Raw genomic sequence first — 22,500 nt, forward strand, 5'->3', positions numbered from 1 at the left:
CTGTATTTGATACAGTGCTGATAAAAAGATTTAAAAGCCAAAGAAAAGATATTATTGGCTTAAAAATATATTCTTACAAAGAAGAAGCGTTCCTCTATTCTGGCTGTGCAAAGCGATCACCTGTTTGCTTAACAAGCTGCTTTTTGAAGTACTCTGAATAGCCAGGACGAGCAACAGTTGCGCCCATACCCGCTGGAGTAAGAAGGAATTTGCCGTCCTTTTCAGGCTTCACAGCCATATCGTTAAACTTAACGATGAGATAAGTAGCTAGTTTGCGCCAGCTATCCATCATCTCGCTAGCCTTAGCATGTGAATAGTCGCTTAGAAGTGCAAGAGCAGCAGCCTTATCGGTACCATAGAGCGCTTTAGCCTTTGCTTCGATCTCTGGTTGTGATTTTAGGAATGATGCTTCAAGATTATCGCGTACTTCTTTCAAGGAAGGGAATAGTAGGGCATAACGAGGATAAACCATATTAGCCACCCAATTGCATACCCAAAAAGCATTCTTATCCGAGAAGGTTACAGCGTTTACATTTGGCGTATTGAAGCACTCTGGTTGGGTGGTTACACCACAATAGATAGGCACGTAAGCCACCATATTACCATCATCGTTACCCCACCAAATAACGCCGCCTATCTCGCGAGGTAAGAAAGAGCGCAACTGTGCGATATAAGAGAAAGCCGTTTGCTGTGTAGAGGTAGGACGCTCATTGAAATACTTCTTACCGTCTACCTCAAAAGCCAAAGGTGTTGGGCGATAAGGCGCGTTCCAAGGACCTGCCGCAATGTCATTATCAAGCGCAAGCGCAGTACCCTCATAGTGGTCGCGCATACAAGCAGCCATAGTAGCTACATCGAGCTTCTTATTTGGTTCTATCCAAAGTGGCATATCTTCTGCATTAGGGTCTTTGCCCAATGCCCATGGCAACCACTGGCTCATATCCTTAAAGTGATTGAAGAAGCTCCATACACGTGCATCACACCAGCGGCGACCACCAAAATCAGGCTTAGCATACACCATCTTCCAATTGAAGTCGGCATCTTTACCTTTAAACCAGCCCTTAGAACGAGCAAACTTAATGCAGTTTTTAGAAGTTATCACCTCCGTATTATATTTAGAAAACTGACCGATACGGCTCTGATTAGCGTGTGCAGAGATCATTCCGTCTGGAATACGAACAGCCACCCAAACAACCTTATTCTTAGCATCGCCACCACAACCTTGCATCTCTAGGATCCAAGCTTCATTAGGATCGGCAATAGTAAAACTTTCACCACTTGACAAATAACCGTATGTTTCTACCAATGAAGTCATCACCTTGATAGCTTCACGAGCAGTTTTAGAGCGCTGCAAACCTAGGTACATCAATGCTCCATAATCTATCTGTCCCTTCTTATCCACCATTTCTTTACGACCACCGTAGGTAGTTTCCCCGATACTTACCTGATACTCGTTAATGTTACCAATAACGTTGTAGGTTACAGGGGCTTGTGGTATAAAGCCATGCGACTCGTGTGTATCATAATCAATAATTTCATACTTATCGCCCTTTTGGTGTGTACCACCAGCATAATGGCAAAGATTAGTAAACAAGCCGTAGTCGTCGGCGTTGTAAGTAACAAGTACTGAACCGTCAGTAGTAGCTCCCTTAGTAGCGATGAAGTTGGTACATGCCAAAGCATAACTCGTCATCGATAATAGAAAGACTGAAAGCAATGTTTTCTTCATATTATTAATGTTTTAAAATTTAAGTAATTATCTCGTTTTATACAAGTTTTCGAGTACCATAAAAAGCGATGAGCTTACCGTCAGCACACTGCTTTATCTCCACCATTCCCCTTATCCATTCCGTGTGCGACTGTTCGGCAACAAGTGGATAAATCTGCGATACATAGCCATCCACAAGCTCGATAACGGCTTGCTGAACTACCCCTGTGGGCGTTTTTATGAGATTAGCGGCTATACGTCGGTTCATATACTGCTATCGGGTTTGAGGAATGCCCCTTTCGCGCATAGCATCTTGTGGCGAGCGCAAAGGTTGTAATTGGTCTCCATTCTTGTCTATCGGACGGTGTTCGGGGACAGGGTCAGGTGAGGATACAGGCGCACCGCCAATGGTTCGGATAGGCTCTTGTCTGCTTAATGAGTCGCTGCGTTGTGCATCACTACTATTTTTATGAACATGCATACGCACAAGTGTAATATTTCTCAGAATAAGAAGTTTAAAAGTCGTAGTAGGTTGCTGTCCTCTCAACATTAAGAAATATCCCTTCACTGCCTTAATGCCAAGCGTATCGCTATTCTCTAACGTCAGCGTTTGACGTCCATCGGAATAGATATGCTGTGTTTGCGTAGCGATGCTATCATTGCTAAAGGTAACCGAAAGTACAGCCATTGCATCGCGCATACCTTCTTGAGCAATGTATTGTGCATCATAGCTGAATACAAAACGATCGCCTTTATGGAAAGAACTATCAGCTTTTTGGGCAAAGCTATGCTGATTAACCAAGGCGTATGGCGAGAGGAGTAAAGTGTGATTACCGCGCCATATATCGGTGGTATCACCCTTCGACTTAATCGTTCCAAACTGGTTTAAATCGCTTTCAGACGCACCCTGCAAACGAGCTTCTGTTTCATAACGTTTAGAAATATCTTCATAGATAGTTTTCAATTGCTCGGTATGTCGTATATAATATTGTAAAGAGCTATCAAACTGTTGCTGCGTGATGCCATACTTATTGAGAACAGCCTTTTCGTAAGCACTTTGTCTTACAGCAGCATCACCTTCTTGATTAGCCATCGACTGTGCTAGGTGGTAATCATAAAGCACATCTTCCATTTCATCGGGTTGTAGATATTTCGACGGAATGGAAGGCTTACACGAAGCTAATCCTACAGCGAGGAGTAGCGACCATAGGCAAGCGAAAACTATTCTATGACACTTACTATTCATGCACTGATTCTGTTTCTGCTTTAATGGTATCGTGCTTAGGTGTCCAGCCGTTGAAGTCTTTGCGATAAAAGATAAACAAGAGGAACACACCAACAGAGATACAAGAGTCGGCAAAATTGAACACAGGGGAGAAAAATACAAATTTCTCACCTCCCCAAAATGGAAACCATTCAGGAAAATGACCATGAAAGAGTGGGAAATAAAACATATCTACTACCTTTCCCATTAGCATAGGTGCATAGCCATTACCCCATGCCACCACTTGCGAGGGGCTAGCACTAGGCATATAATAAGGTAGCGATTCGGTAAATATCTGCCCATACACCAGCGAGTCGAAGATATTGCCTGCTGCACCAGCGGTAATCATAGCCAACACAACGATATATCCCATACGAGCTCCTACCTTTATACGCTTGAATAGATACCAAGTTAAAACGCCTACTGCCACAATGCGGAATGCGCTTAAAACAAGTTTGCTTCCTATCTCCATACCCCATGCCATGCCATTATTTTCGACAAAGACAAGCTGAAACCAATCCGTAATATGGATTGACTCGCCAAGGTTCATATTTAGTTTGATTGCTACCTTAATCGCCTGATCAATGAGTAGCAATCCTACTATCAGTGCTAAGGCTATCATAGCCTTTTTCTTTTCTGCCTTCATTAATGATTCTTATTAGCTTCCTTTGATGCAACGCTAAGTGTTGCATGCGGAACAGCTCTCAATCGCTCTTTAGGAATGAGTTCGCCTGTAATGCGATCCACTCCATACGTTTTGTTACCGATACGCACAAGTGCAGCCTGCAAACCTTGAATAAACTTTTGTTGGCGTTGTGCCATCTGTACTAGTTCTTCCTTTGTTTGGTTAGAGCTACCCTCTTCAAGTGCTTTATACGTTGGCGATGTGTCATCAACATCGTTGGTATTCTTGTTCCGAAGCACTTTCATCGTTTCCTCATAGTCGGCTTTTGCTATTTCCAACTTTCTGTCGATTAGCTCCTTAAATTCTAGTAGCTCATCATCGGTATACCGTTTCTTCATTTCCATAAGAGTTTTAAATAAAAGGTTATTTTTATATTTTCGTTACTGTAACGTGGAGGTTGAACGCATCAAATTCAGCCTCAATGCCATCATTATTAGCTATTTGAATATCATCTGCTAGCACTTGCGTTTTGATGAAATCGGCAAATTGTGCCACTGCGGCATTCATCTTCTCATTAGGCTCTACAATGATGTTTATACGATCGGTGATCTCTAAACCTGTTTCCTTACGGAGGTTCTGAATGCGGTTGATCAATTCACGTGCCAAACCTTCATTGATCAAGTCGTCGGTCAACTCCACTTCAAGCGCAACGGTAAGATTACCTTCATTGCTTACCAACCAACCTGGAATATCTTCAGAGATAATATCTACATCGGCAGCGAGTACGGTGATAGGTTCACCGTCAATATCAAACTTAAATTCACCACTCGTCTCGAAGCTAGCTATTTCTTCTTGTGTCAGCGTGTCCATACGTGCAGCTACCTGCTTCATGAGCTTGCCATACTTCTTACCCATAACGCGGAAGTTGCACTTTACCTTTTTTACCAAGATGCCAGCACCCTCCACAAACTTCAAATCCTTAACATTTACCTCCGTCTTAATCAAGTCGGCTACAGCTTCTATGTGCTGCTTTTGTTGTTCATCAATAGCAGGGATCATGATTTGCGACAATGGTTGGCGCACCTTCATATTTACCTTACGGCGAAGTGCTAATACCATTGAGGTGATGCGCTGTGCCATATCCATACGCTCTTCCAAATCTTGATCAATTTCAGCCTCGCTCACCGTAGGCCATTTAGCAAGGTGTACACTTTCGCAACTTCCGCCAAGATCTTTGTAAAGTTCATCAGCATAGAAAGGTGCGAATGGTGCCAATAAGCGTGAAACGGTCATCAAGCAAGTATAAAGTGTGCAATAAGCACTCTTCTTATCCTCGCTCATCTCCTTACCCCAGAAGCGTTTACGGTTTAGGCGAACATACCAGTTGCTCAAATCGTTATTAACGAAAGCATCTATCAAACGACCAGCACGCGTAGGATCGTAATTGTCCATTTCAGCAGTAACACCCTTCACAAGTGAGTTGAGTTTAGAGATAATCCAACGATCTATCTCTGGTGCATCTGTCGACATACTCACACTTGCTCCTCCTTCATAACCATCTACATTTGCATAGAGAGCGAAGAAGCTATACGTATTATATAATGTGCCGAAGAATTTACGACGACTCTCATCAACCCCCTCTGGGTCGAACTTTAAGTTGTCCCAAGGCTCACTATTGGTCATCATGTAGAAGCGCACAGGGTCGGCTCCATACTTATCCAACATTTCAAAAGGACTAATCACATTACCTACGTGCTTACTCATCTTATTGCCCTTAGCATCAAGCACCAAACCAGTAGAGATAACGTTCTTGAAAGCCACCGAGTCGAATACCATCGTTGCAATAGCATGAAGGGTAAAGAACCAACCGCGTGTCTGATCAACACCTTCATTAATAAAATCGGCTGGGAAGAATGCTGGTGGAACGGCAATACCGTCGTAGGTGGAATGTACCAACTTTTCGCGATATTCGTCCTCTGTCATGCCCAAACGTTCAAGACCGTCCTTATTGATAGTGCCTTCAAATGGGTAGTGGAGCTGTGCGTATGGCATAGAACCACTATCAAACCATACATCTATCAAATCGCTCTCACGGTGCATTGGGTCGCCTTGCTCATTAACAAGCACAATATCATCAACAAAAGGACGGTGAAGATCTATCTTATCGTAGTTCTCCTGACTGTAATCGCCCACTACGAAACCGTTATCCTTCAAAGGATTGCTCTGCATAACGCCAGCAGCAACCGCCTTTTCTATTTCGTTGTATAGCTCTTCTACCGACCCGATACATTTCTCGCCACGTGCATTATCACGCCAAATAGGCAATGGAGTACCCCAGAAACGTGAACGGCTTAGGTTCCAATCATTCAAGTTTTCGAGCCAGTTGCCGAAACGCCCTGTACCCGTCGTTGCTGGTTGCCAATTGATGGTCTTATTCAGCTCCACCATACGTGCCTTAGCAGCCGTATCTTTGATAAACCAGCTATCCAAAGGATAATAAAGGATAGGCTTATCGGTACGCCAACAGTGAGGATAGTTGTGGATGTGCTTCTGGATGTTAAAGGCTGTACCCTCTTGCTTCATCTCCATGCAAATAACGATATTCAGGTCTTCTGCCTTTTCTGAAGCTTCTTTATCCCAAATACCGTTTGGATTATATATTGGGTTGTAGCTATTCTTTACATAGTCGCCTGCATGATGACCATATTTAGCCTCATCGACACAAGCCTTTACGAAGTTAGCATCAAGCTCTTCGATATTATAATATTTACCCTGAAGATCCACCATTGGGCGGGTCTCGGCTTGCTTAGAAATCAAGTAGAGGGCTGGGATATGCGCGTCCTTAGCCACCTTAGCATCATCGGCACCAAAGGTAGGAGCAATATGCACGATACCTGTACCGTCTTCGGTAGTAACATAGTCGCCGAGGATCACGCGGAAAGCCTCGCTAGCCATTTCTACAAACTTATCGCGACCTTCCTCGCTCGTAAACACTTTCTCTGGATGAGCTGCAGCATAAGCATTAACAAAGTCGGGTGCTAAGTCGCCTATCTTCTCCACTGGCTTTACCCAAGGCATAAGTTGCTCGTAGTGAATACCTTCTAGGGCTGTACCCATTAGTTTACCAACAACTTTAAAAGGCACCACTTTGTTGCCCTGTTCAAAAGCTGGCAATGCGCCTTCCTTCACTTCGCCTTCTGCCTTGAAGTAAGCAGAGATAAGTGCCGTAGCTATTACTAACGTTACAGGATTACCATTATAAGGGTTGTAAGACTCAATAATAGCGTATTCAAACTTAGGACCCACACAAAGGGCGGTGTTAGAAGCCAATGTCCATGGCGTTGTTGTCCAAGCTAGGAAATATGGCTTACCCCACGTTGCACCTGCAAGTCCTGCACGCTTAACAACCTCTGCCCAGTCATCGGCAGGAATGCCAAACTGTGCTGTAACCGTAGTATCTTTTACATCACGATAACAGCCGGGCTGGTTTAATTCATGGCTAGAAAGTCCTGTTCCTGCTGCTGGTGAATAAGGCTGAATGGTATAGCCTTTATACAGCAAGTTCTTGTTATACAATTGCTTCAAAAGCCACCAAAGGGTTTCGATATATTTGTTATCGTAAGTGATGTAGGGATGATCCATATCTACAAAGTAGCCCATTTCCTCTGTTACCTGACGCCACTCTGCTGTAAACTTCATCACATTCTCACGACACTTATGGTTGTAATCCACCGTAGAGATATATTTCTCTGAAGCAGGGTTGTCAATATCTTTTTTTGTGATGCCTAGCTCCTTCTCTACACCTAACTCAACAGGCAAACCATGGGTATCCCAGCCAGCTTTGCGCTGAACCTGAAAGCCCTGCATGGTTTTGTAACGGTTGAAAGTATCTTTAATAGAGCGTGCCAATACGTGGTGAATACCAGGGTGTCCATTAGCCGAAGGGGGGCCTTCAAAGAAAATAAACGCTGGTTCACCTTCACGTTCATCAATACTCTTGTGGAAAATATCGCTCTTTTCCCACGCTTCCAATACCGTCTTGTTAGTTTGCACAAGGTTCAAACCCTTATGCTCGGCGAATTTCTTTGCCATAATCTTATCTCGTTTTATCTTATTTTCTAATATCTTGCAAAGATAACATTTTAGCACGAAATGACCAAATTTAGATGAATGAGTTGCTTAAAACTTACAAAATTGTTATTTAATAACGAATAATACGAATATTTGCGTTAATTTGTTAGCTTAACAAAGGAGTATATACAAATAACAAAATATTAAAGGGGTGAAAGCAATAAAAAAAGTGCTAGACGCTTCTAGCACCTCCATTATTACTAAAACAATATTATTGAAAGAGGTATGTTATCACAACTACTCTACCAACGTTTCTGCTTAACGCACTATTACTAATAATTATAACTAATTTATGACTTACCTTTATTTCTATTGTTTTTAAAAAGTATTCACCAAAAACCCTATAACAGCTTTGCTAAAGCAGAGTATTTCATCACAGCTCTGCTCTGACTCAATAGTTTGTAAAATTCACAAGCCGATCGCTTTAAATACGCTTGCTTTAGATGATGTATACACCCCGCCATATCGCTATCAGCCACTTGCAAAGGCACTGCCACAACGCCTTCTTCGCCGTGAATAGTCGACTCGGCTAGCACCGTAACGAGTTTGCTCTGCTTGATGAGTTTTAGTAATATACTCACATCGTTTAGCTCTAAATGGATTTTAAAGTTCTGACTATTGGCTTGTATAACATCATCAAACGCACTTCTAGCTTGTAATCCTTTGGCTGGCATTGCTAGTTCATAGAGTTTTAGGTCGTCCACCGACAAACTTTCATACCCAGCCAAAGGATGATCAGCACTCATCACTACCGACAAATGGTTGTTAAACAATATGTGGCTATCTATTTTATCATTCTTCTCGGTGGGCTTAAAAGCTAAAACAAAATCGACCTCACGATGTAACAGCATATCCATCAGCTCGCCCATAGTTTTATAAACAATATTCAGTTTTACTTTAGGATGCAGCTTCATAAATGCTAATACCGTTTCGGAAAGCAGCGGACTAAAACTATAAGTAACACCTATGTTTAGCTCGCCTGTAATCACATCTTTTAAATCTGCCATTTTCTGTAAGCAGTCCTCAGCATCAATAACTACCTTTTTAGCATAGCGTTTAAAATGATCGCCAGCTTCTGTCAACGACACTTCATGGCTATTGCGCTCAAACAATACCACATCTAGCTCGGCTTCCAACTGCTTAATTTGCTGCGATAAGGTGCTTTGGGTTATATATAAAGCCTTAGATGCCTCCGAGAAGTTTAACAACTCAGCAACTTTCAAAAAGTATTTTATTTGTCGAATTTCCATAAAGTTTAGAACTCTTTAATCAAGATAACGCGTTACGCGGAAAGCTATGTTATTTAAAATAAAAATGGGAATAGTAACACCTAAAACCATTCCAAGTATGTCGAAGGCGCATGTTAATCCGTTTGATGTGCAAAGGTACAAATAATGATGGAATAAAGGCTCGTCCTCTGTAAATAAGCACATCACCAATCCTTCTACCGTACGATAAGCATACATTCCGGGAATCATAGGAAGAAGCGAAAAGAAAGAGAACGTTTCGGGAGGACAGTGGGCTTGCCTAGCACAATAAACGGCTAAGAAGCCTATACCCAAAGCAGCTACAAAACTCGCTACTACAAGACTAAACGAGTGCCATTCGTTGTGCATCATTACATAACGAATGGCATGACCTACTGCCGAAAGAACAGCACAATATTTATAAGCATTCTTAGGGGGATTACTAATACTAGCAAATCCTATTCCTGCCAAAGCGGCATAAAAGGCATCTTCTAGCACAGCGAGGAAAAATGTAAAACCCATATATAGATAGTTATAGGGACTATGTTTAGAATAAATTCAAATTCAATAACAAGATAGCACCCGCTAATCCCACAGAGAGACAAAACGTTAATACCATCGCATTCATAAATCGGCTGAAAGCCACCAGATACTGTCCCACCATCAAGTCGCTAATGCTATTGATATAAGGGATACCAGGTATAAGATAAAGCACACAAGTGCCTAAGGCTATTTCGGGCTTATTCCCTAAATGGAAGATATGCCCCGATGCGCCTATTACTGCAGAAAAGAAAGCACAAAGCAGAAAAACAAGTTTCACATCTACATGAGCTTCAAGCAGTACTTGCTTTAAACGATAACCTAAGAGGGTAGCCACAAACACTATTGCCATAGCGATAGCATCGCCACCAAAGATACGGCAGAAACCTAAGTTGGCTAAAGATGTTAGCACCATCACTACCCACTTATTAGTAAGGGGGGTAGAAACAATCTGATGAAAAACGCGTTGTGCTGCGTCGAAGGTTATCTTCTCATCGGCAATAGCCCAAGAAAGTTGGCTAAGTTGGGAGTTTTTATAAAAACTAAGTCCCGTCTCGGGTGTCTTTTTCATATACACTTGGGATAGTCCTGTATCTTTATCAAACACAGCCAACTGAATGCAACCAGGAAGAATTGTCAATTCTATATTAATATGCCATACTGTTGCTATTCTGTTAACATTGTGTTGGATACGGGTGCAGGTTGCCCCGCACCCATACAACCATGCAGCATATTCGGCTAAAAAAGAATATTGGACTGGTGATAAAGCCGAAGTATGTACATCACAGTTAGTCCTCTGGCCACTCATAAGAGACATAGTCATCGCTTATTTCAAATAGCCTTGTTTTACCTGCTTCCTTTCTACATTTTATTATTTCATACATTGAAAAGATAACACCTAGTAACACCATCAATGAAATCCACATCATAGCTTGATACTCCATAATTATTAGTAATATATATTTGTGATGCAAAAGTATAGCGCAATTACCATAAATTTACGCTTTGGTATTTGATAATACCTATAACAGCTATCGCGTATCGCTGTAACTTTACAAAATGCTATTAAGTAGTCGTGTGTTTCAGTAAAACCACGCCTGTTTTAGTTACATTTTTTCAAGAATAGCTATAAAATCATTCGTTTAATGATAATATTTAAAATATAAATCGCTATATATTATATATTGTAAAACTATTTTTTTACCTCTTTCGATAAAAACATACACTTTTTCTTATTTTACAACCTTTATGCCCACTATTTATTCGTAAGAAAAAAGCAAAATACCTACTAATATCAATCGTATCTATAGATAGCGGCACAGCTTAAACTAAAATGAGGCGTGTTTCTTTTTACTCTTTTTATACAATAGTCCGTTAAAATTTTGTGGTTTGCGAATCTTTCGTCCCTAAGCTAGCAGGAATTGTGGCAGAAAGAAAATATGACAGGTCTCTAAAAAAGAGATAATTAACGTGAGTTCGATGAATTATAAGTGTCTATAAATTTGGTGATTAGCGAAATTTGTTGTAACTTTAAGGTGTTGATTTACAAATAATTACAAACAAAAATCGCTATGATCACCGAGGACAAAGTTACTGAAATATTTTGTATGGCAGATGATTTCTGCAAGTTTTTTGATGCAATGGTGGCAAAATATACGCTAAAGCCTACTAGAAAAAGAAAGTATCATCGAGATTCCACGATGTCAAAGGCAGAAGTCATGCTAATAATGATTCTTTTTCACGACTCTGGTTATCGCTGCTTTAAACATTTCTATCTTGAAAAAGTATGTAAGCATCTGCGTCATTTGTTTCTTAAAATTGTCTCATACAACCGTATAGTAGAATTGGAAAGGGAGGTTGTCATTCCACTCGCTTTGTTTATCAAGAAAGTATTGTTGGGCAAATGCACGGGCATAAGTTTTGTTGACAGCACACCACTGCGTGTCTGCAAGAACCAAAGAATACATATTCACAAGGTTTTCAAAGGTATAGCCCAAAGAGGAAAATGCTCTATGGGTTGGTTCTTCGGTTTCAAATTGCATTTGATTTGCAATGAGAAAGGAGAGCTTCTCAATTTTATGATAACACCGGGAGATGTTGATGACCGTAAGCCTTTGGAATACAAAGCTTTTGTAGATTTCATATATGGCAAGCTGGTCGGCGACAAGGGGTACATAAGCAAAAATCTTTTCCAAAGGTTGTTTGTGGATGGAATACAATTTATTACCAAGCTGAAAAGCAACATGAAAGGAGCTTTGATGAGTGTTTCTGACAGACTCTTACTCAGAAAAAGAGCCATTATAGAAACTGTGAATGATGAGCTTAAGAATATTGCGCAGGCGGAGCACTCCAGACATAGATGCTTTGACAATTTCATTGTCAATTTATTGGGTGCTATTGCTGCCTATTGTCTGTTCCCAAAGAAGCCGTGTATCAATGTACAAAGGACTATTGACACACAGCTTGCTCTGTTCTAAATTCGTCGAACTCACGTTAATTATATGTATACTTGTATTACTCTCATTTGTTTTAGCTCCCTTTATGTAACTATATAAAAAGAGGGATATTACCTAATTAATATCCCTCTTTGTATTTATAAACTCTTATATCTTACTTCACCTTCTCGAAAATAAACTATATTGATAATCAACAAATTAGCATTTCTTGGTACAAATATGAATGCATTTTAATTAAGCAAAAAACAAGAAATGTATGCTTAATAATAGCATTTAATTCATTTTGTTGAAAATAAGATATAAATTTTATTTGGATTTTCTTTATATAGAGAAATTAGCAGTACCTTTGCCAAGAGAAACGATTACTATATGGCAAGTAAAAATTTAAATAGGCTAAAAGTAGTTCTTGCAGAAAAGCAGCGGACGAACAAATGGTTGGCTGAACAATTAGGTAAAGACCAAACAACCATATCAAAATGGTGTACCAATTCAAGTCAACCAGACTTAGGTAATCTAATGCAGATTGCCAAAATATTAGACGTGGAACTGACCGACTTAGTGCGGTTCGAAGAATTCAAAAACGAAACAAAATGAAAAAAGAAGAAATACAAGCATTGTTCTCTCAGTTTGAACAAGTGTCATGCGTTCTCAATGATGTAGAATGTTGGAGTGCAAGAGATTTGTGTTCTCTGTTAGGATATAAACTTTGGCAAAATTTCACAAAGGTAATAGACAAAGCCAAGGAAGCGTGTGTAAATGTAGGACAAAATGTAGAAGACCATTTTATTGACGTCAATAAAATGGTTGTTATCGGTTCTGGTGCTGAGCGTCAGATAGATGACATTATGCTAACACGCTATGCTTGCTACCTTGTCGCTCAAAATGGCGACCCTCGTAAACCACAAATCGCATTTGCACAGACTTACTTTGCTGTGCAAACTCGTCGTGCTGAACTTATAGAACAGCGTCTTATTGAAGTTGAAAGAGTTAAGGCACGTGCTAAACTACAGGAAACAGAGCGTAAACTTTCTGGCGTACTTTATGAACGAGGTGTGAATGACAAGAGTTTTGCTGTGATACGCTCCAAAGGAGACCAAGCATTATTTCGTTTGAATACTGCAACGCTGAAGCTACGTATGGGAATCCCCGAGAAACGACCATTAGCAGACTTCCTCCCCACTATTAGTATCAAAGCAAAAGATTTTGCAGCTGAAATGACAAGCGTAAATGTGCAAGCTAAGGATTTGCGTGGTGAGCCACAGATTAGCAATGAACATATTGCCAACAATACAGCAGTTCGTGATATGCTCGTACAGCGTGGTATAGTTCCAGAGAATCTTCCTCCTGCAGAAGACGTAAAGAAGGTTGAACGCAGATTGGCAAGTGAACAGAAAAAGGCTTTGGAGAACAAAAAGAAAAAATAAGATGGGACAGAATAAGAAAGAATTGCTTTTAGGGCAAATTGATAAAATCAATGAGGTTATTTCTACCCTCTCGGAAAACTTCTCGCAAGAAGACATTACTAATCATTAAGAAAAATGGATTCCAGACAAAGAATAAAAGAAGAATTTACATATTACCTTTCAAACATAGCAAGGTCATCCCGAAGAACAGATAAAGGATTCAATTTACAACCTACAGCAGTCCAAAGTTTTTTGGCATTTCTGGAAGTTGACAGGCTTTTTGACTATAAACCAGAAATCTGGAAGCATATAAAAAGTATGTATGACATTACTGTTCCTAATGAAGTTGAGAATATCGCTGACACTCTTTTGAATGATGAAGAGTTCGCAAAACACGATAATGACAAGAACCAACGCTGGCGGTCTGGCAGTATAATCCATTATGTGTGTTTTATTAAAGCTCGTTCATACTTTATGAACGAAATTACGAATGTAAATACACCATATGATGATGGGAAGAAAGATGGATTGGAAGAAAAAGAAGTGATAGCTAAACCTTCTTCGTCTTTGCAGCAAATCTTTTATGGTGCGCCTGGCACAGGCAAGTCGTATGAAATAAACGACTTGACCAAAGCATATTCCACCATTCGCACCACGTTCCACCCAGACAGCGACTATTCCACTTTTGTCGGTGCATATAAGCCGACTATGGAAGAAACGCCAGTGTATGGAGTACAGGGATTTGAGGTAGCAAAGGAGAAGCGCATTACCTATGCCTTTGTCAAACAAGCGTTCTTGAAAGCCTACCTCGGTGCATGGCAGAAGTATGCCAATGGCAACGAGACGGCAGAACCGCAGTTCTTGGTGATTGAGGAAATCAACCGAGGCAACTGCGCCCAGATATTCGGTGATTTGTTTCAGTTGCTCGACAGAAGCGACAATGGATTCTCCACCTACCCGATAGAAGCCGACTCCGACTTGCAGAACGAGATAAAGAAAGCGTTTGCCGAGGGCGGAGAGTATGCCATCGAAAACGGACTGGACGTGGACGATGCCGTGGACGGCTACACAAGCAACTATGGCGAGACGTTGTCCGACGACATTAAGAACGGACGAGTGCTGCTATTGCCCAATAATCTATATATATGGGCAACCATGAACACAAGCGACCAAAGCCTGTTCCCCATAGACTCCGCCTTCAAGCGCCGTTGGGACTGGCGATACGTGAAGATAGCCGATGCTGGCAAGGGTTGGAAGATAAGATGTGGCAACGAATACTGCGACTGGTGGAAGTTTGTTGAGGAAATCAATAAGCGCATAGCCAAGGAGACAAGCAGCGACGACAAGAAACTCGGTTATTTCTTCTGCAAACCACCAAAGGATAGCAGCGAGATATCGGAAGAGAAGTTTGTCGGCAAAGTATTGTTCTATCTGTGGAACGACGTGTTCAAAGACGGCGACATCTCACTCTTCAAGGTCAGTGACGAGCCAGAAGCAGAAATATGCTTCGATGCGTTCTATGGCAGCGATAACAAGGTGAATATCGAGGCGATAAGAACGTTCCTTGTCGGCATTGTAGGCGAAGAAAATATCAAAACTAATGATGATACTTTCATAACAGTAGATGAGAATGGCAACGCAATAGATTACACGAAATATTCGTTTGACGGTAAATCACGACTATCAAAGAAAGACCTTGGGTATAGTATCGTGATGAAATATATCAGCGAACATTCAGATAAGACATTTGCAGAACTGCAAAGCGAGTTGGCATTTGATGATACTGTTGACAACAAGTATAGATATAAAGGAGTATTGGCACGCACTGAAGAAATAACAGGCAGTTACACCTCATGTTTCGGTGCAGAACAAACATCATCAGATGGAGTCAAGTACAAAGTTTTGACATGGTGGAACGAGTACAACATAGATTTCATTATCAAATTTGCAAAAGTCCAAGGTTGGGCAGTGAATACAGTAACAGAATAAGCGTATGCGCATACTAATCGAGGAATACCAATATGAATATGAGGATGTCTACGATGTTCTCAAAGGACTTGGTGTGCTTCAAGACGTAGAGGGAAAAGTCAGTTTGAGTTATGTAGGCTACTACTTCAACGACGACCCCGACGTGAACGACTGCGTGTTTATTCTGCCCAAGGTATTGCTGGAAGGCGAGTTTGGCAAAGAAAAGGTGTTCGGGCATATCGAGCCTAAGGACCTAATCAATGCAGAGAAGTGTAAGGACTTGACAACAGAGGAACACACGTTTATCTACAATCTCAGCGTGTGGATATACCGAGCCATCACCGTGTTCCGAGACCATGAGTTTGACCGAGTGGAAGACGGCAAGCGGCAGTCGAGCATAGTACTCTACAAGCAAGCCCCGATGATGGGACACACAAGGAAGCGCAAGGCAAACACGTTTCTCGATGTACTGCTCACTCTGCAAGAGTGGAACAAGCGGAACGAGAGTTTTGTGATGTTCATCGTGAAGAATCTCCATTCCGGCTACAACAAGATAAACTGGACACGCACCATCAGCCGAAGCCAAGCCGTGATACAGGAAAGCATCGGTGGAACACGTCGGCAAGACGTGAGCTATCTGAACCCGATAAATAAGAAACGTCAGATAAACTTTGACGAGGAGCTGCTTGTCATCTATTATAGCGTCTTGCAGCATATGCACGACGAATACGGTTTTCCAGTGAGAATCAACGTGAACTTCCCCTTGATACAAGGCATCAAGTTTGCAAGATACATCAAAGGTTACGGCAAGCGACGACTAAAGCAAATCAAGTACAAATACTTCTCCGACAAGGCGTTGGAGCTATGGGAACTCTGCTATGCCTTCTTCGACCGACCCGACAATATCATGCTCAACGTCGACCAAAGGGAATACCTATTGGTGAAGAGTTTCCACATAGTGTTTGAATCTATCATCGATGAACTGATAGCCGGTGACCAGAAGTTGCCCAAGGAACTGAAAGATCAGCCCGATGGCAAGCGAGTGGACCACATCTACCAATACCAGGAGCTGACCAACAACGAGACAGACGACAACATCTACTATATCGGAGACTCCAAGTATTACAAGCGTGGCAATTCACTTGGCAAGGAATCCGTGTACAAACAGTTTACCTACGCACGGAACGTGATACAATGGAACATTGACCTCTTCAATGACGGCAAGGTGGAAGCCATAAGCGGACATGTGAAGCTGCGCGACGACGTGACCGAAGGCTATAACATCATCCCCAACTTCTTCATCTCCGCCAACCAGAACGTGCTCCAGCCCGAAGACGACATAAAACTCATTGATAGCGACAAGGAAGCAGGGCAGCGCAGACAACAATACTATCTCAGTAGGCAGTTTGAGAACAGACTCTTCGACAGAGATACGTTCTTGCTTGCACACTACGACGTGAATTTCCTCTTCGTGATAGCATTGTATGGTAGGAATCACCAGTCAAGCAAGGTAGCTTGGCGCAATAAAGTGCGCAAAATGTTCCGCAAAGAGATACAGCAGATGCTAAAGGAGAACTTCGAGTTCTATGCCATGACCGCCAAGAGCGACGTGAATCCCAACGTGTACATCAAGGAAAACTTCCAATCGTTGCTTGGCAAAGTATATCACCCATTCGACAACCGTGAAAGCAGCGACCAGCAGTATTTCTCGCTTGCACTGCGTAAGCCAGAGAAAGAAAGGGAATACTACGAAAAGGTAATGAAGAACGCAGCCCTTAGTGAGAAGATGATGAAAGAAATCGCTAACGAGAACGAAGCCGTGATGTTCGAGTTGAAGCAAGCGTTCTATGTAGCCAAGTGTCCGCTTGGCGTAGATCCGAGGACGCTGCCAGAGGACAAGATGCCAATCGTAGAGCCACGTCCGCACGATGTCATACCAAAGCAGTTTCTCACGATGCACTACTTGGAGAACTATCCCAAGACAACGTTTCTCGTTGGCATCGTGAACGGCTACGAGCATCTGAACTGGATATTCAGCCGAAAAGGAGGCAAGCGAGATGATGCCTATAACGTGCGCCTGGGTAAGGACGTGCATGGCGGTGTGGTAAAGAGTCGCGAATATGTGAAGCACGCAAAGTTTGTCATCCTATATATGGATGGCGAGAATAAGGTGTATAAGGCGTTTCGTGTGAAGAACACTGGTGAGCTGACTCGTGAACAGATGAAGATCCAAGGGTATCTCAACCCTTGCCATGAGCGGTATTTCTGCTATTTCTTCGATGAAGAGATAACTCTCGGAGAGTTTGACATTCACGGAATTATCGAAGCTGACAAGAAGAAATACGAGGCGGATGCAAAGCAGAAAGAAGAGTATGCAGAGGGGCAGCCGATGTTTATGAGTGGTGAGGAATTGATAAAGTTTAGGAAGTAATAACGAAATGAATTATGACAGAAATTCAAAACACAAACAACATCCCCGAACTTCATTCTCCTTTTGAACAACTTCGAGAGGTGGATGCCGATGACAAAGAATGGTGGAACTCACGCAAGTTGGCGAAAGTGATGGGCTATGGCAAATACTGGAACTTTGAACGTGTCATCGCTAAGGCGCAGGCATAGACTTCACAGAAGGGCTATCATATTGGAGAACACTTTGTGGAGATTACAGAGATGGCAGAACTGGGGAGTGCTGCTGTGAGAGAGGTTACAAGCATACGACTTTCTCGTGCCTTCTTCCTCACGCTTGCGTTTCTCTACAAGAAGGCGCTTCTGCTTGTCGAGAAGTTTGACTGTCATCTTGTTTAGTTCTTCCTCAGAGATTCGCTTGCGTATCGTGACGAACAGGCTTGGGTCGAATATAGGCTTGTCGGTGAATTCATGCAATCCACAAAAGTACTGCATGTAGGGACTCTCTCTGATAATCTCGATGGTCTCGGCATCACTTAGGTTTTAGTTTGTGCTTGATAATCATTGCGCCGAGAATCATACGTGCTGGCTTGTTCCCTGCACCTTTCTTCTGATTGTCCAACCTTGAGTTGTATTCCTTCTCAAGTTCTGTCCATAGAAGAAGGTCACCGAGAGCCACCCATCGGTTTGTCTTGTCCAACTCATCAAGGGACGAGCGGAGCAAACCGAGGTCAAGTTGCTTGTATTTAACGTGAGTTCGATGAATTATAAGTGTCTATAAATTTGGTGATTAGCGAAATTTGTTGTAACTTTAAGGTATTGATTTACAAACAATTACAAACAAAAATCGCTATGATCACCGAGGACAAAGTTACTGAAATATTTTGTATGGCAGATGATTTCTGCAAGTTTTTTGATGCAATGGTGGCAAAATATACGCTAAAGCCTACTGGAAAAAGAAAGTATCATCGAGATTCCACGATGTCAAAGGCAGAAGTCATACTAATAATGATTCTTTTTCACGACTCTGGTTATCGCTGCTTTAAACATTTCTATCTTGAAAAAGTATGTAAGCATCTTCGCCATCTATTTCCAAAAGTTGTTTCTTATAACCGTATAGTAGAATTGGAAAGGGAGGTAGCCGTCCCCTTAACCTTGTTTATCAAGAAGGTTCTGCTGGGCAAATGCACGGGCATAAGTTTTGTTGACAGCACACCACTGCGTGTCTGCAAGAACCAAAGAATACATATTCACAAGGTTTTCAAAGGTATAGCCCAAAAAGGAAAATGCTCTATGGGTTGGTTCTTCGGTTTCAAATTGCATTTGATTTGCAATGAGAAAGGAGAGCTTCTCAATTTTATGATAACACCGGGAGATATTGATGACCGTAAGCCTTTGGAATACAAAGCTTTTGTAGATTTCATATATGGCAAGCTGGTCGGCGACAAGGGGTACATCAGCAAAAATCTCTTCCAAAGGTTGTTTGTGGATGGAATACAACTTATTACCAAGCTGAAAAGCAACATGAAAGGAGCTTTGATGAGTGTTGCTGACAGACTCTTACTCAGAAAAAGAGCCATTATAGAAACTGTGAATGATGAGCTTAAGAATATTGCGCAGGCGGAGCACTCCAGACATAGATGCTTTGACAATTTCATTGTCAATTTATTGGGTGCTATTGCTGCCTATTGTCTGTTCCCAAAGAAGCCGTGTATCAATGTACAAAGGACTATTGACACACAGCTTGCTCTGTTCTAAATTCGTCGAACTCACGTTATTTAGGAGCGTAAAACTTCATCTTGCTATGGATTTAACTATATAAAGATACGATTTTCTAGTTAAACAAACGAAGAAATAAAGTTATATAAAATTAAATATCAGAGAGTTATAAATTATTCAGTAAACACTAACTATATAAAAAATGTTATCCTACTTATCATTATTTTTAGGTATTGCCGCTTCCAAACTATTTATATATCTTTGCAAAAGATTTTCAGCGTTCGTTAAATATTTTAATGACGAACGCTTTTTGGTATTAAATATTAAGTATAATTTAACATGACAAAAAAGAATTATTTACTTCTTGGTATGGCTGCATTAGCATACACTAACAGCTACGCTAATGATATTACCAAGGTCGACTCTACACTTCTTTTAAAAGAAATAGTAATCAGTACAACACGCATTCCTGAAATAAAGTCTAATGCTGCTACAACTGTTACTATTATAGATCAAAAACAAATAGCACAAATGAGCAAAGCAGAAACTGATATATCTCATTTATTAGGTTTGCTTACTCCGGGTATGGCTTTAGCAAGCAACACTACAAGCTCACGAACTCAGTCTCTTAGAGGTAGAAGTGCTCTTGTTTTAATAGATGGAATACCACAATCTACCCCTTTAAGATCTACTGATAGAGACATTCGCTCTTTAGATGTTTCTGCCATTGACCATATAGAAATAATAAAGGGTGCTACCTCTTTATACGGTAATGGTGCTATAGGTGGTGTAATAAACATCATTACAAAAAAGAACACAACTAAGAAAACATTTGCAGGTCAGTCGTCTTTATCTGGTTCTACATATAATTTCTACCATGGTAGCGATGGTATGGGCTATCGTTTTAACCAGCAGTTTTATGGTTCTATCAATAAGCTTAGCTATTTAGTTAGTGGAACTCTTTCTAAAACAGGTAGCAGCATAGATGGAGATGGAGAATATATCTCGCCACGTTATGGGCTTGGAGATACTTATACATCAAATGCTCTTGTGAAATTAGGTTATGCCTTTTCACCTAAGAACAGTATAGAGTTTATGTATAATTTTTATAGAAGTTTGCAACATACTTCTTTAATTCAGCAAAAAGGAGAATATCTCAAAACTCCTGCAATAGGTGTTTTGGGCGATAAAGATCCTCAAGCATCTGATGAAGGTACACGATATAACCATAATGCATATTTAAAGTTTACCTCTCGAAAACTGTTTGCAAACACCGACTTTGAGGCTTCTCTTTATGGCACAAGTCTATACACTATATTCGATTTTAGAAAGCATAACCCTAAAAAACCACGCTGGGAAGAAACAAGCGGTCAGGCTGCTATAAAGGATCAAAAGTTTGGGTTCCGTTCTCAATTTAACACCTTACTAACCTTCTCTGACAACTCCTTTACACGTCTTGTATATGGGTTTGATTATCTTTTAGATAAGACTTCACAACCTCTTGTTGATGGGCGTTACTGGGTACCTAACCTTACAAGTAATAACGAAGCAATATTCTTGCAAACAAAAACTACTCTTTCTAAAGATCTTAACATCAAGGTAGGTGCTCGTTATGATATTATAGATGTTAATGTTCCTAACTACGACATATTACGCACAAAGAAAAGTGCTCCAGAGGTACATGTAAAAGGCGGAAATCTCAAGTATAACAACTTATCATTTAATGCTGGTATATCTTACAATAAATATCGTGCGTTCCAACCTTTCATAGCTTATTCTCAAGGTTTCTCTATTTTCGATTTAGGTCGTACACTACGTGCTGCTAAAGAAGATGTTTTATCTAAAATCTTAACAGAACCAGTAAAGACCGATAACTATGAAATTGGAGCTTATTCTGATATCAATCGTTGGCTACAGCTAAATGGTGCATTCTTCTACACATACTCAAAATTAGGTAGCGACCTTAAGATTAATGAAGCAGGTTTTTGGGAAGTAAACCGCACTCCTCAAAAGGTATATGGTATAGAACTCAACGCAGATGCACAGCTTCTTAATAACCTAAAAGCTGGGGCTAACTTTACATGGTTTGAAGGTAAGATAAAAGATACTTATGGGCAATGGAGTCGTTATATGTCTAATATTTCAATACCTGCTGCTAAATTCGCAATGTATATAGATTATTCTCCTGTAAAAAATGCTTATTTACAGCTACATTATATCCACTCAGGAAACCGCGACCGCTTTAAACCCATTAATGACGGAAAATATAACGAAGGTGAAGGTAAGATCAGCAGCTTTAATCTGCTCAACTTTACAGCAGGGTACAAGCTAAACTCTTGGGATATTAATTTGGGTATCTCTAACTTACTTAACAATACTTACTACACTACCACCTCTATGCTGATGGCAAGAGATGCTGAATATGCACATGCTGATGGACGTAAAATATCATTGACAGTAACATTTAAGTATTAAAAAACTTTTCATTAAACAATAGTCTGTTAAAATTTTGTGGTTTGCGAATCTTTCGTCCCTAAGCTAACAGGAATTGTGGCAGAAAGAAAACATGATAGGTTTCTAAAAAAGAGATAATTAGGTAACAAAATATAACATAACAAAATCGGCTATCTCGTTGAAATTCAGTAACTTTATAGATGTAAAAAGACAATAAAGTTTATGCTGATAACCAACTTGATTAGCCGATATATACAGCTCTGTAAAGCAGCATTTAGTGCTGGAGATGGATTAAAGTTAAACAAAAGTATTCAAATAAACGTTATGGAAATGCTTTTTCTTTTGATGGTCATCCTAATCTTTTTCTATGCGCTTTTTGCATTGATAATCTATTGCACTGCAATACATCACCTTTTATGAAGCAAAAGGTTACCTTTTACCGAGTAAAAGGTAATCTTTTTGTAATTGCCTGTGTATTAAACAGTTATAACTTTGCTATAAAGTCTATAACAGTCCATCCTTTATAAATATTTTTCAAGTTACTATGTCTTACCTTCCTATAGGTCGGGTAATTCTCAG

Annotated in this window: 19 protein-coding genes; 8 read left to right on the forward strand and 11 right to left on the reverse strand. The window is 40.7% G+C overall.

From position 1 onward, the window contains the following. Positions 1-94: 94 nt before the first annotated feature. From PREBIDRAFT_RS09920 to PREBIDRAFT_RS09960, 9 genes are all read right to left on the reverse strand, one after another. A complete protein-coding gene (locus PREBIDRAFT_RS09920) occupies positions 95-1,729 on the reverse strand; it encodes a dipeptidase (protein WP_004337884.1) in 1,635 nt (544 codons plus the stop codon). A 37-nt stretch (positions 1,730-1,766) separates the two neighbouring features. Beyond that, positions 1,767-1,976: a hypothetical protein gene (locus PREBIDRAFT_RS09925; protein WP_004337885.1), complete on the reverse strand. Its 210-nt coding sequence runs from the start codon at positions 1,974-1,976 to the stop codon at positions 1,767-1,769. A gap of 6 nt (positions 1,977-1,982) precedes the next feature. Continuing rightward, positions 1,983-2,954, reverse strand: a complete 972-nt coding sequence (locus PREBIDRAFT_RS09930) for a DUF4296 domain-containing protein (RefSeq protein ID WP_004337886.1) — start codon at positions 2,952-2,954, stop codon at positions 1,983-1,985. Then, complete coding sequence (locus PREBIDRAFT_RS09935) at positions 2,947-3,618, reverse strand: lipoprotein signal peptidase (protein WP_004337887.1); 672 nt, start codon at positions 3,616-3,618, stop codon at positions 2,947-2,949. The genes PREBIDRAFT_RS09930 and PREBIDRAFT_RS09935 overlap by 8 nt, the downstream gene beginning before the upstream one ends. Continuing rightward, complete coding sequence (locus PREBIDRAFT_RS09940; RefSeq protein ID WP_004337888.1) at positions 3,618-4,001, reverse strand: TraR/DksA family transcriptional regulator; 384 nt, start codon at positions 3,999-4,001, stop codon at positions 3,618-3,620. The genes PREBIDRAFT_RS09935 and PREBIDRAFT_RS09940 overlap by 1 nt, the downstream gene beginning before the upstream one ends. A gap of 25 nt (positions 4,002-4,026) precedes the next feature. Next, positions 4,027-7,689 carry an isoleucine--tRNA ligase gene (ileS, locus tag PREBIDRAFT_RS09945; protein WP_004337889.1) on the reverse strand — a complete coding sequence of 1,221 codons (3,663 nt, stop codon included), beginning with the start codon at positions 7,687-7,689 and terminating at the stop codon, positions 4,027-4,029. 380 nt (positions 7,690-8,069) lie between these two features. After that, on the reverse strand, positions 8,070-8,978 hold the full coding sequence (locus PREBIDRAFT_RS09950) for a LysR family transcriptional regulator (RefSeq protein WP_004337890.1): 909 nt from the start codon (positions 8,976-8,978) through the stop codon (positions 8,070-8,072). A 15-nt stretch (positions 8,979-8,993) separates the two neighbouring features. After that, a complete protein-coding gene (locus PREBIDRAFT_RS09955; protein WP_004337891.1) occupies positions 8,994-9,497 on the reverse strand; it encodes a threonine/serine exporter family protein in 504 nt (167 codons plus the stop codon). Between the two features lie 25 nt (positions 9,498-9,522). Then, positions 9,523-10,323 (reverse strand): threonine/serine exporter family protein, encoded by an 801-nt coding sequence (locus PREBIDRAFT_RS09960; RefSeq protein WP_230583388.1) that lies wholly within the window; start codon positions 10,321-10,323, stop codon positions 9,523-9,525. Positions 10,324-11,086: 763 nt separating this feature from the next. Between PREBIDRAFT_RS09960 and PREBIDRAFT_RS09965 the strand changes: the two genes are divergently transcribed. The 6 genes from PREBIDRAFT_RS09965 to PREBIDRAFT_RS11760 all read left to right on the forward strand — a co-directional run bounded on the left by PREBIDRAFT_RS09965 (position 11,087) and on the right by PREBIDRAFT_RS11760 (position 17,961). After that, positions 11,087-11,992: an IS982 family transposase gene (locus PREBIDRAFT_RS09965; protein ID WP_004337894.1), complete on the forward strand. Its 906-nt coding sequence runs from the start codon at positions 11,087-11,089 to the stop codon at positions 11,990-11,992. 348 nt (positions 11,993-12,340) lie between these two features. After that, on the forward strand, positions 12,341-12,565 hold the full coding sequence (locus tag PREBIDRAFT_RS09970; protein ID WP_004337895.1) for a helix-turn-helix transcriptional regulator: 225 nt from the start codon (positions 12,341-12,343) through the stop codon (positions 12,563-12,565). Next, positions 12,562-13,395, forward strand: a complete 834-nt coding sequence (gene dinD / locus PREBIDRAFT_RS09975; RefSeq protein WP_004337896.1) for a DNA damage-inducible protein D — start codon at positions 12,562-12,564, stop codon at positions 13,393-13,395. The genes PREBIDRAFT_RS09970 and dinD overlap by 4 nt, the downstream gene beginning before the upstream one ends. Positions 13,396-13,692: 297 nt before the next feature. After that, positions 13,693-15,363, forward strand: a complete 1,671-nt coding sequence (locus PREBIDRAFT_RS10810) for an AAA family ATPase (protein WP_004337897.1) — start codon at positions 13,693-13,695, stop codon at positions 15,361-15,363. 4 nt (positions 15,364-15,367) lie between these two features. Beyond that, a complete protein-coding gene (locus PREBIDRAFT_RS09985) occupies positions 15,368-17,773 on the forward strand; it encodes a hypothetical protein (protein WP_004337898.1) in 2,406 nt (801 codons plus the stop codon). A gap of 14 nt (positions 17,774-17,787) precedes the next feature. Continuing rightward, complete coding sequence (locus PREBIDRAFT_RS11760; protein ID WP_004339847.1) at positions 17,788-17,961, forward strand: hypothetical protein; 174 nt, start codon at positions 17,788-17,790, stop codon at positions 17,959-17,961. A gap of 3 nt (positions 17,962-17,964) precedes the next feature. Here the strand turns inward: PREBIDRAFT_RS11760 and PREBIDRAFT_RS11910 are convergent, their stop codons facing one another. Continuing rightward, entirely contained in the window at positions 17,965-18,243 is a 279-nt protein-coding gene (locus PREBIDRAFT_RS11910) for a hypothetical protein (RefSeq protein WP_231093099.1), read from the reverse strand. 37 nt (positions 18,244-18,280) lie between these two features. Continuing rightward, complete coding sequence (locus PREBIDRAFT_RS11915; protein ID WP_244864328.1) at positions 18,281-18,448, reverse strand: hypothetical protein; 168 nt, start codon at positions 18,446-18,448, stop codon at positions 18,281-18,283. 152 nt (positions 18,449-18,600) lie between these two features. Here PREBIDRAFT_RS11915 and PREBIDRAFT_RS09990 point away from each other — a divergent pair, with 152 nt between their 5' ends. Together PREBIDRAFT_RS09990 and PREBIDRAFT_RS09995 are read left to right on the forward strand one after the other, a co-directional pair. Continuing rightward, positions 18,601-19,506 (forward strand): IS982 family transposase, encoded by a 906-nt coding sequence (locus PREBIDRAFT_RS09990; protein ID WP_004339036.1) that lies wholly within the window; start codon positions 18,601-18,603, stop codon positions 19,504-19,506. Between the two features lie 300 nt (positions 19,507-19,806). Beyond that, positions 19,807-21,942 (forward strand): TonB-dependent receptor, encoded by a 2,136-nt coding sequence (locus PREBIDRAFT_RS09995; RefSeq protein ID WP_004337484.1) that lies wholly within the window; start codon positions 19,807-19,809, stop codon positions 21,940-21,942. Positions 21,943-22,500 lie beyond the last annotated feature (558 nt).

It is taken from the genome of Prevotella bivia DSM 20514 (assembly GCF_000262545.1).
In the GTDB taxonomy this organism is placed as follows: Bacteria; Bacteroidota; Bacteroidia; order Bacteroidales; family Bacteroidaceae; genus Prevotella; species Prevotella bivia.

Bases quoted from the DNA above. Each gene is read 5' to 3' on its own strand.
- PREBIDRAFT_RS09920 (WP_004337884.1), bottom strand. From the start codon at position 1,729: ATGAAGAAAACATTGCTTTCAGTCTTTCTATTATCGATGACGAGTTAT.
- PREBIDRAFT_RS09925 (WP_004337885.1), bottom strand. From the start codon at position 1,976: ATGAACCGACGTATAGCCGCTAATCTCATAAAAACGCCCACAGGGGTA.
- PREBIDRAFT_RS09930 (WP_004337886.1), bottom strand. From the start codon at position 2,954: ATGAATAGTAAGTGTCATAGAATAGTTTTCGCTTGCCTATGGTCGCTA.
- PREBIDRAFT_RS09935 (WP_004337887.1), bottom strand. From the start codon at position 3,618: ATGAAGGCAGAAAAGAAAAAGGCTATGATAGCCTTAGCACTGATAGTA.
- PREBIDRAFT_RS09940 (WP_004337888.1), bottom strand. From the start codon at position 4,001: ATGGAAATGAAGAAACGGTATACCGATGATGAGCTACTAGAATTTAAG.
- ileS (WP_004337889.1), bottom strand. From the start codon at position 7,689: ATGGCAAAGAAATTCGCCGAGCATAAGGGTTTGAACCTTGTGCAAACT.
- PREBIDRAFT_RS09950 (WP_004337890.1), bottom strand. From the start codon at position 8,978: ATGGAAATTCGACAAATAAAATACTTTTTGAAAGTTGCTGAGTTGTTA.
- PREBIDRAFT_RS09955 (WP_004337891.1), bottom strand. From the start codon at position 9,497: ATGGGTTTTACATTTTTCCTCGCTGTGCTAGAAGATGCCTTTTATGCC.
- PREBIDRAFT_RS09960 (WP_230583388.1), bottom strand. From the start codon at position 10,323: ATGAGTGGCCAGAGGACTAACTGTGATGTACATACTTCGGCTTTATCA.
- PREBIDRAFT_RS09965 (WP_004337894.1), top strand. From the start codon at position 11,087: ATGATCACCGAGGACAAAGTTACTGAAATATTTTGTATGGCAGATGAT.
- PREBIDRAFT_RS09970 (WP_004337895.1), top strand. From the start codon at position 12,341: ATGGCAAGTAAAAATTTAAATAGGCTAAAAGTAGTTCTTGCAGAAAAG.
- dinD (WP_004337896.1), top strand. From the start codon at position 12,562: ATGAAAAAAGAAGAAATACAAGCATTGTTCTCTCAGTTTGAACAAGTG.
- PREBIDRAFT_RS10810 (WP_004337897.1), top strand. From the start codon at position 13,693: ATGTATGACATTACTGTTCCTAATGAAGTTGAGAATATCGCTGACACT.
- PREBIDRAFT_RS09985 (WP_004337898.1), top strand. From the start codon at position 15,368: ATGCGCATACTAATCGAGGAATACCAATATGAATATGAGGATGTCTAC.
- PREBIDRAFT_RS11760 (WP_004339847.1), top strand. From the start codon at position 17,788: ATGACAGAAATTCAAAACACAAACAACATCCCCGAACTTCATTCTCCT.
- PREBIDRAFT_RS11910 (WP_231093099.1), bottom strand. From the start codon at position 18,243: ATGCAGTACTTTTGTGGATTGCATGAATTCACCGACAAGCCTATATTC.
- PREBIDRAFT_RS09990 (WP_004339036.1), top strand. From the start codon at position 18,601: ATGATCACCGAGGACAAAGTTACTGAAATATTTTGTATGGCAGATGAT.
- PREBIDRAFT_RS09995 (WP_004337484.1), top strand. From the start codon at position 19,807: ATGACAAAAAAGAATTATTTACTTCTTGGTATGGCTGCATTAGCATAC.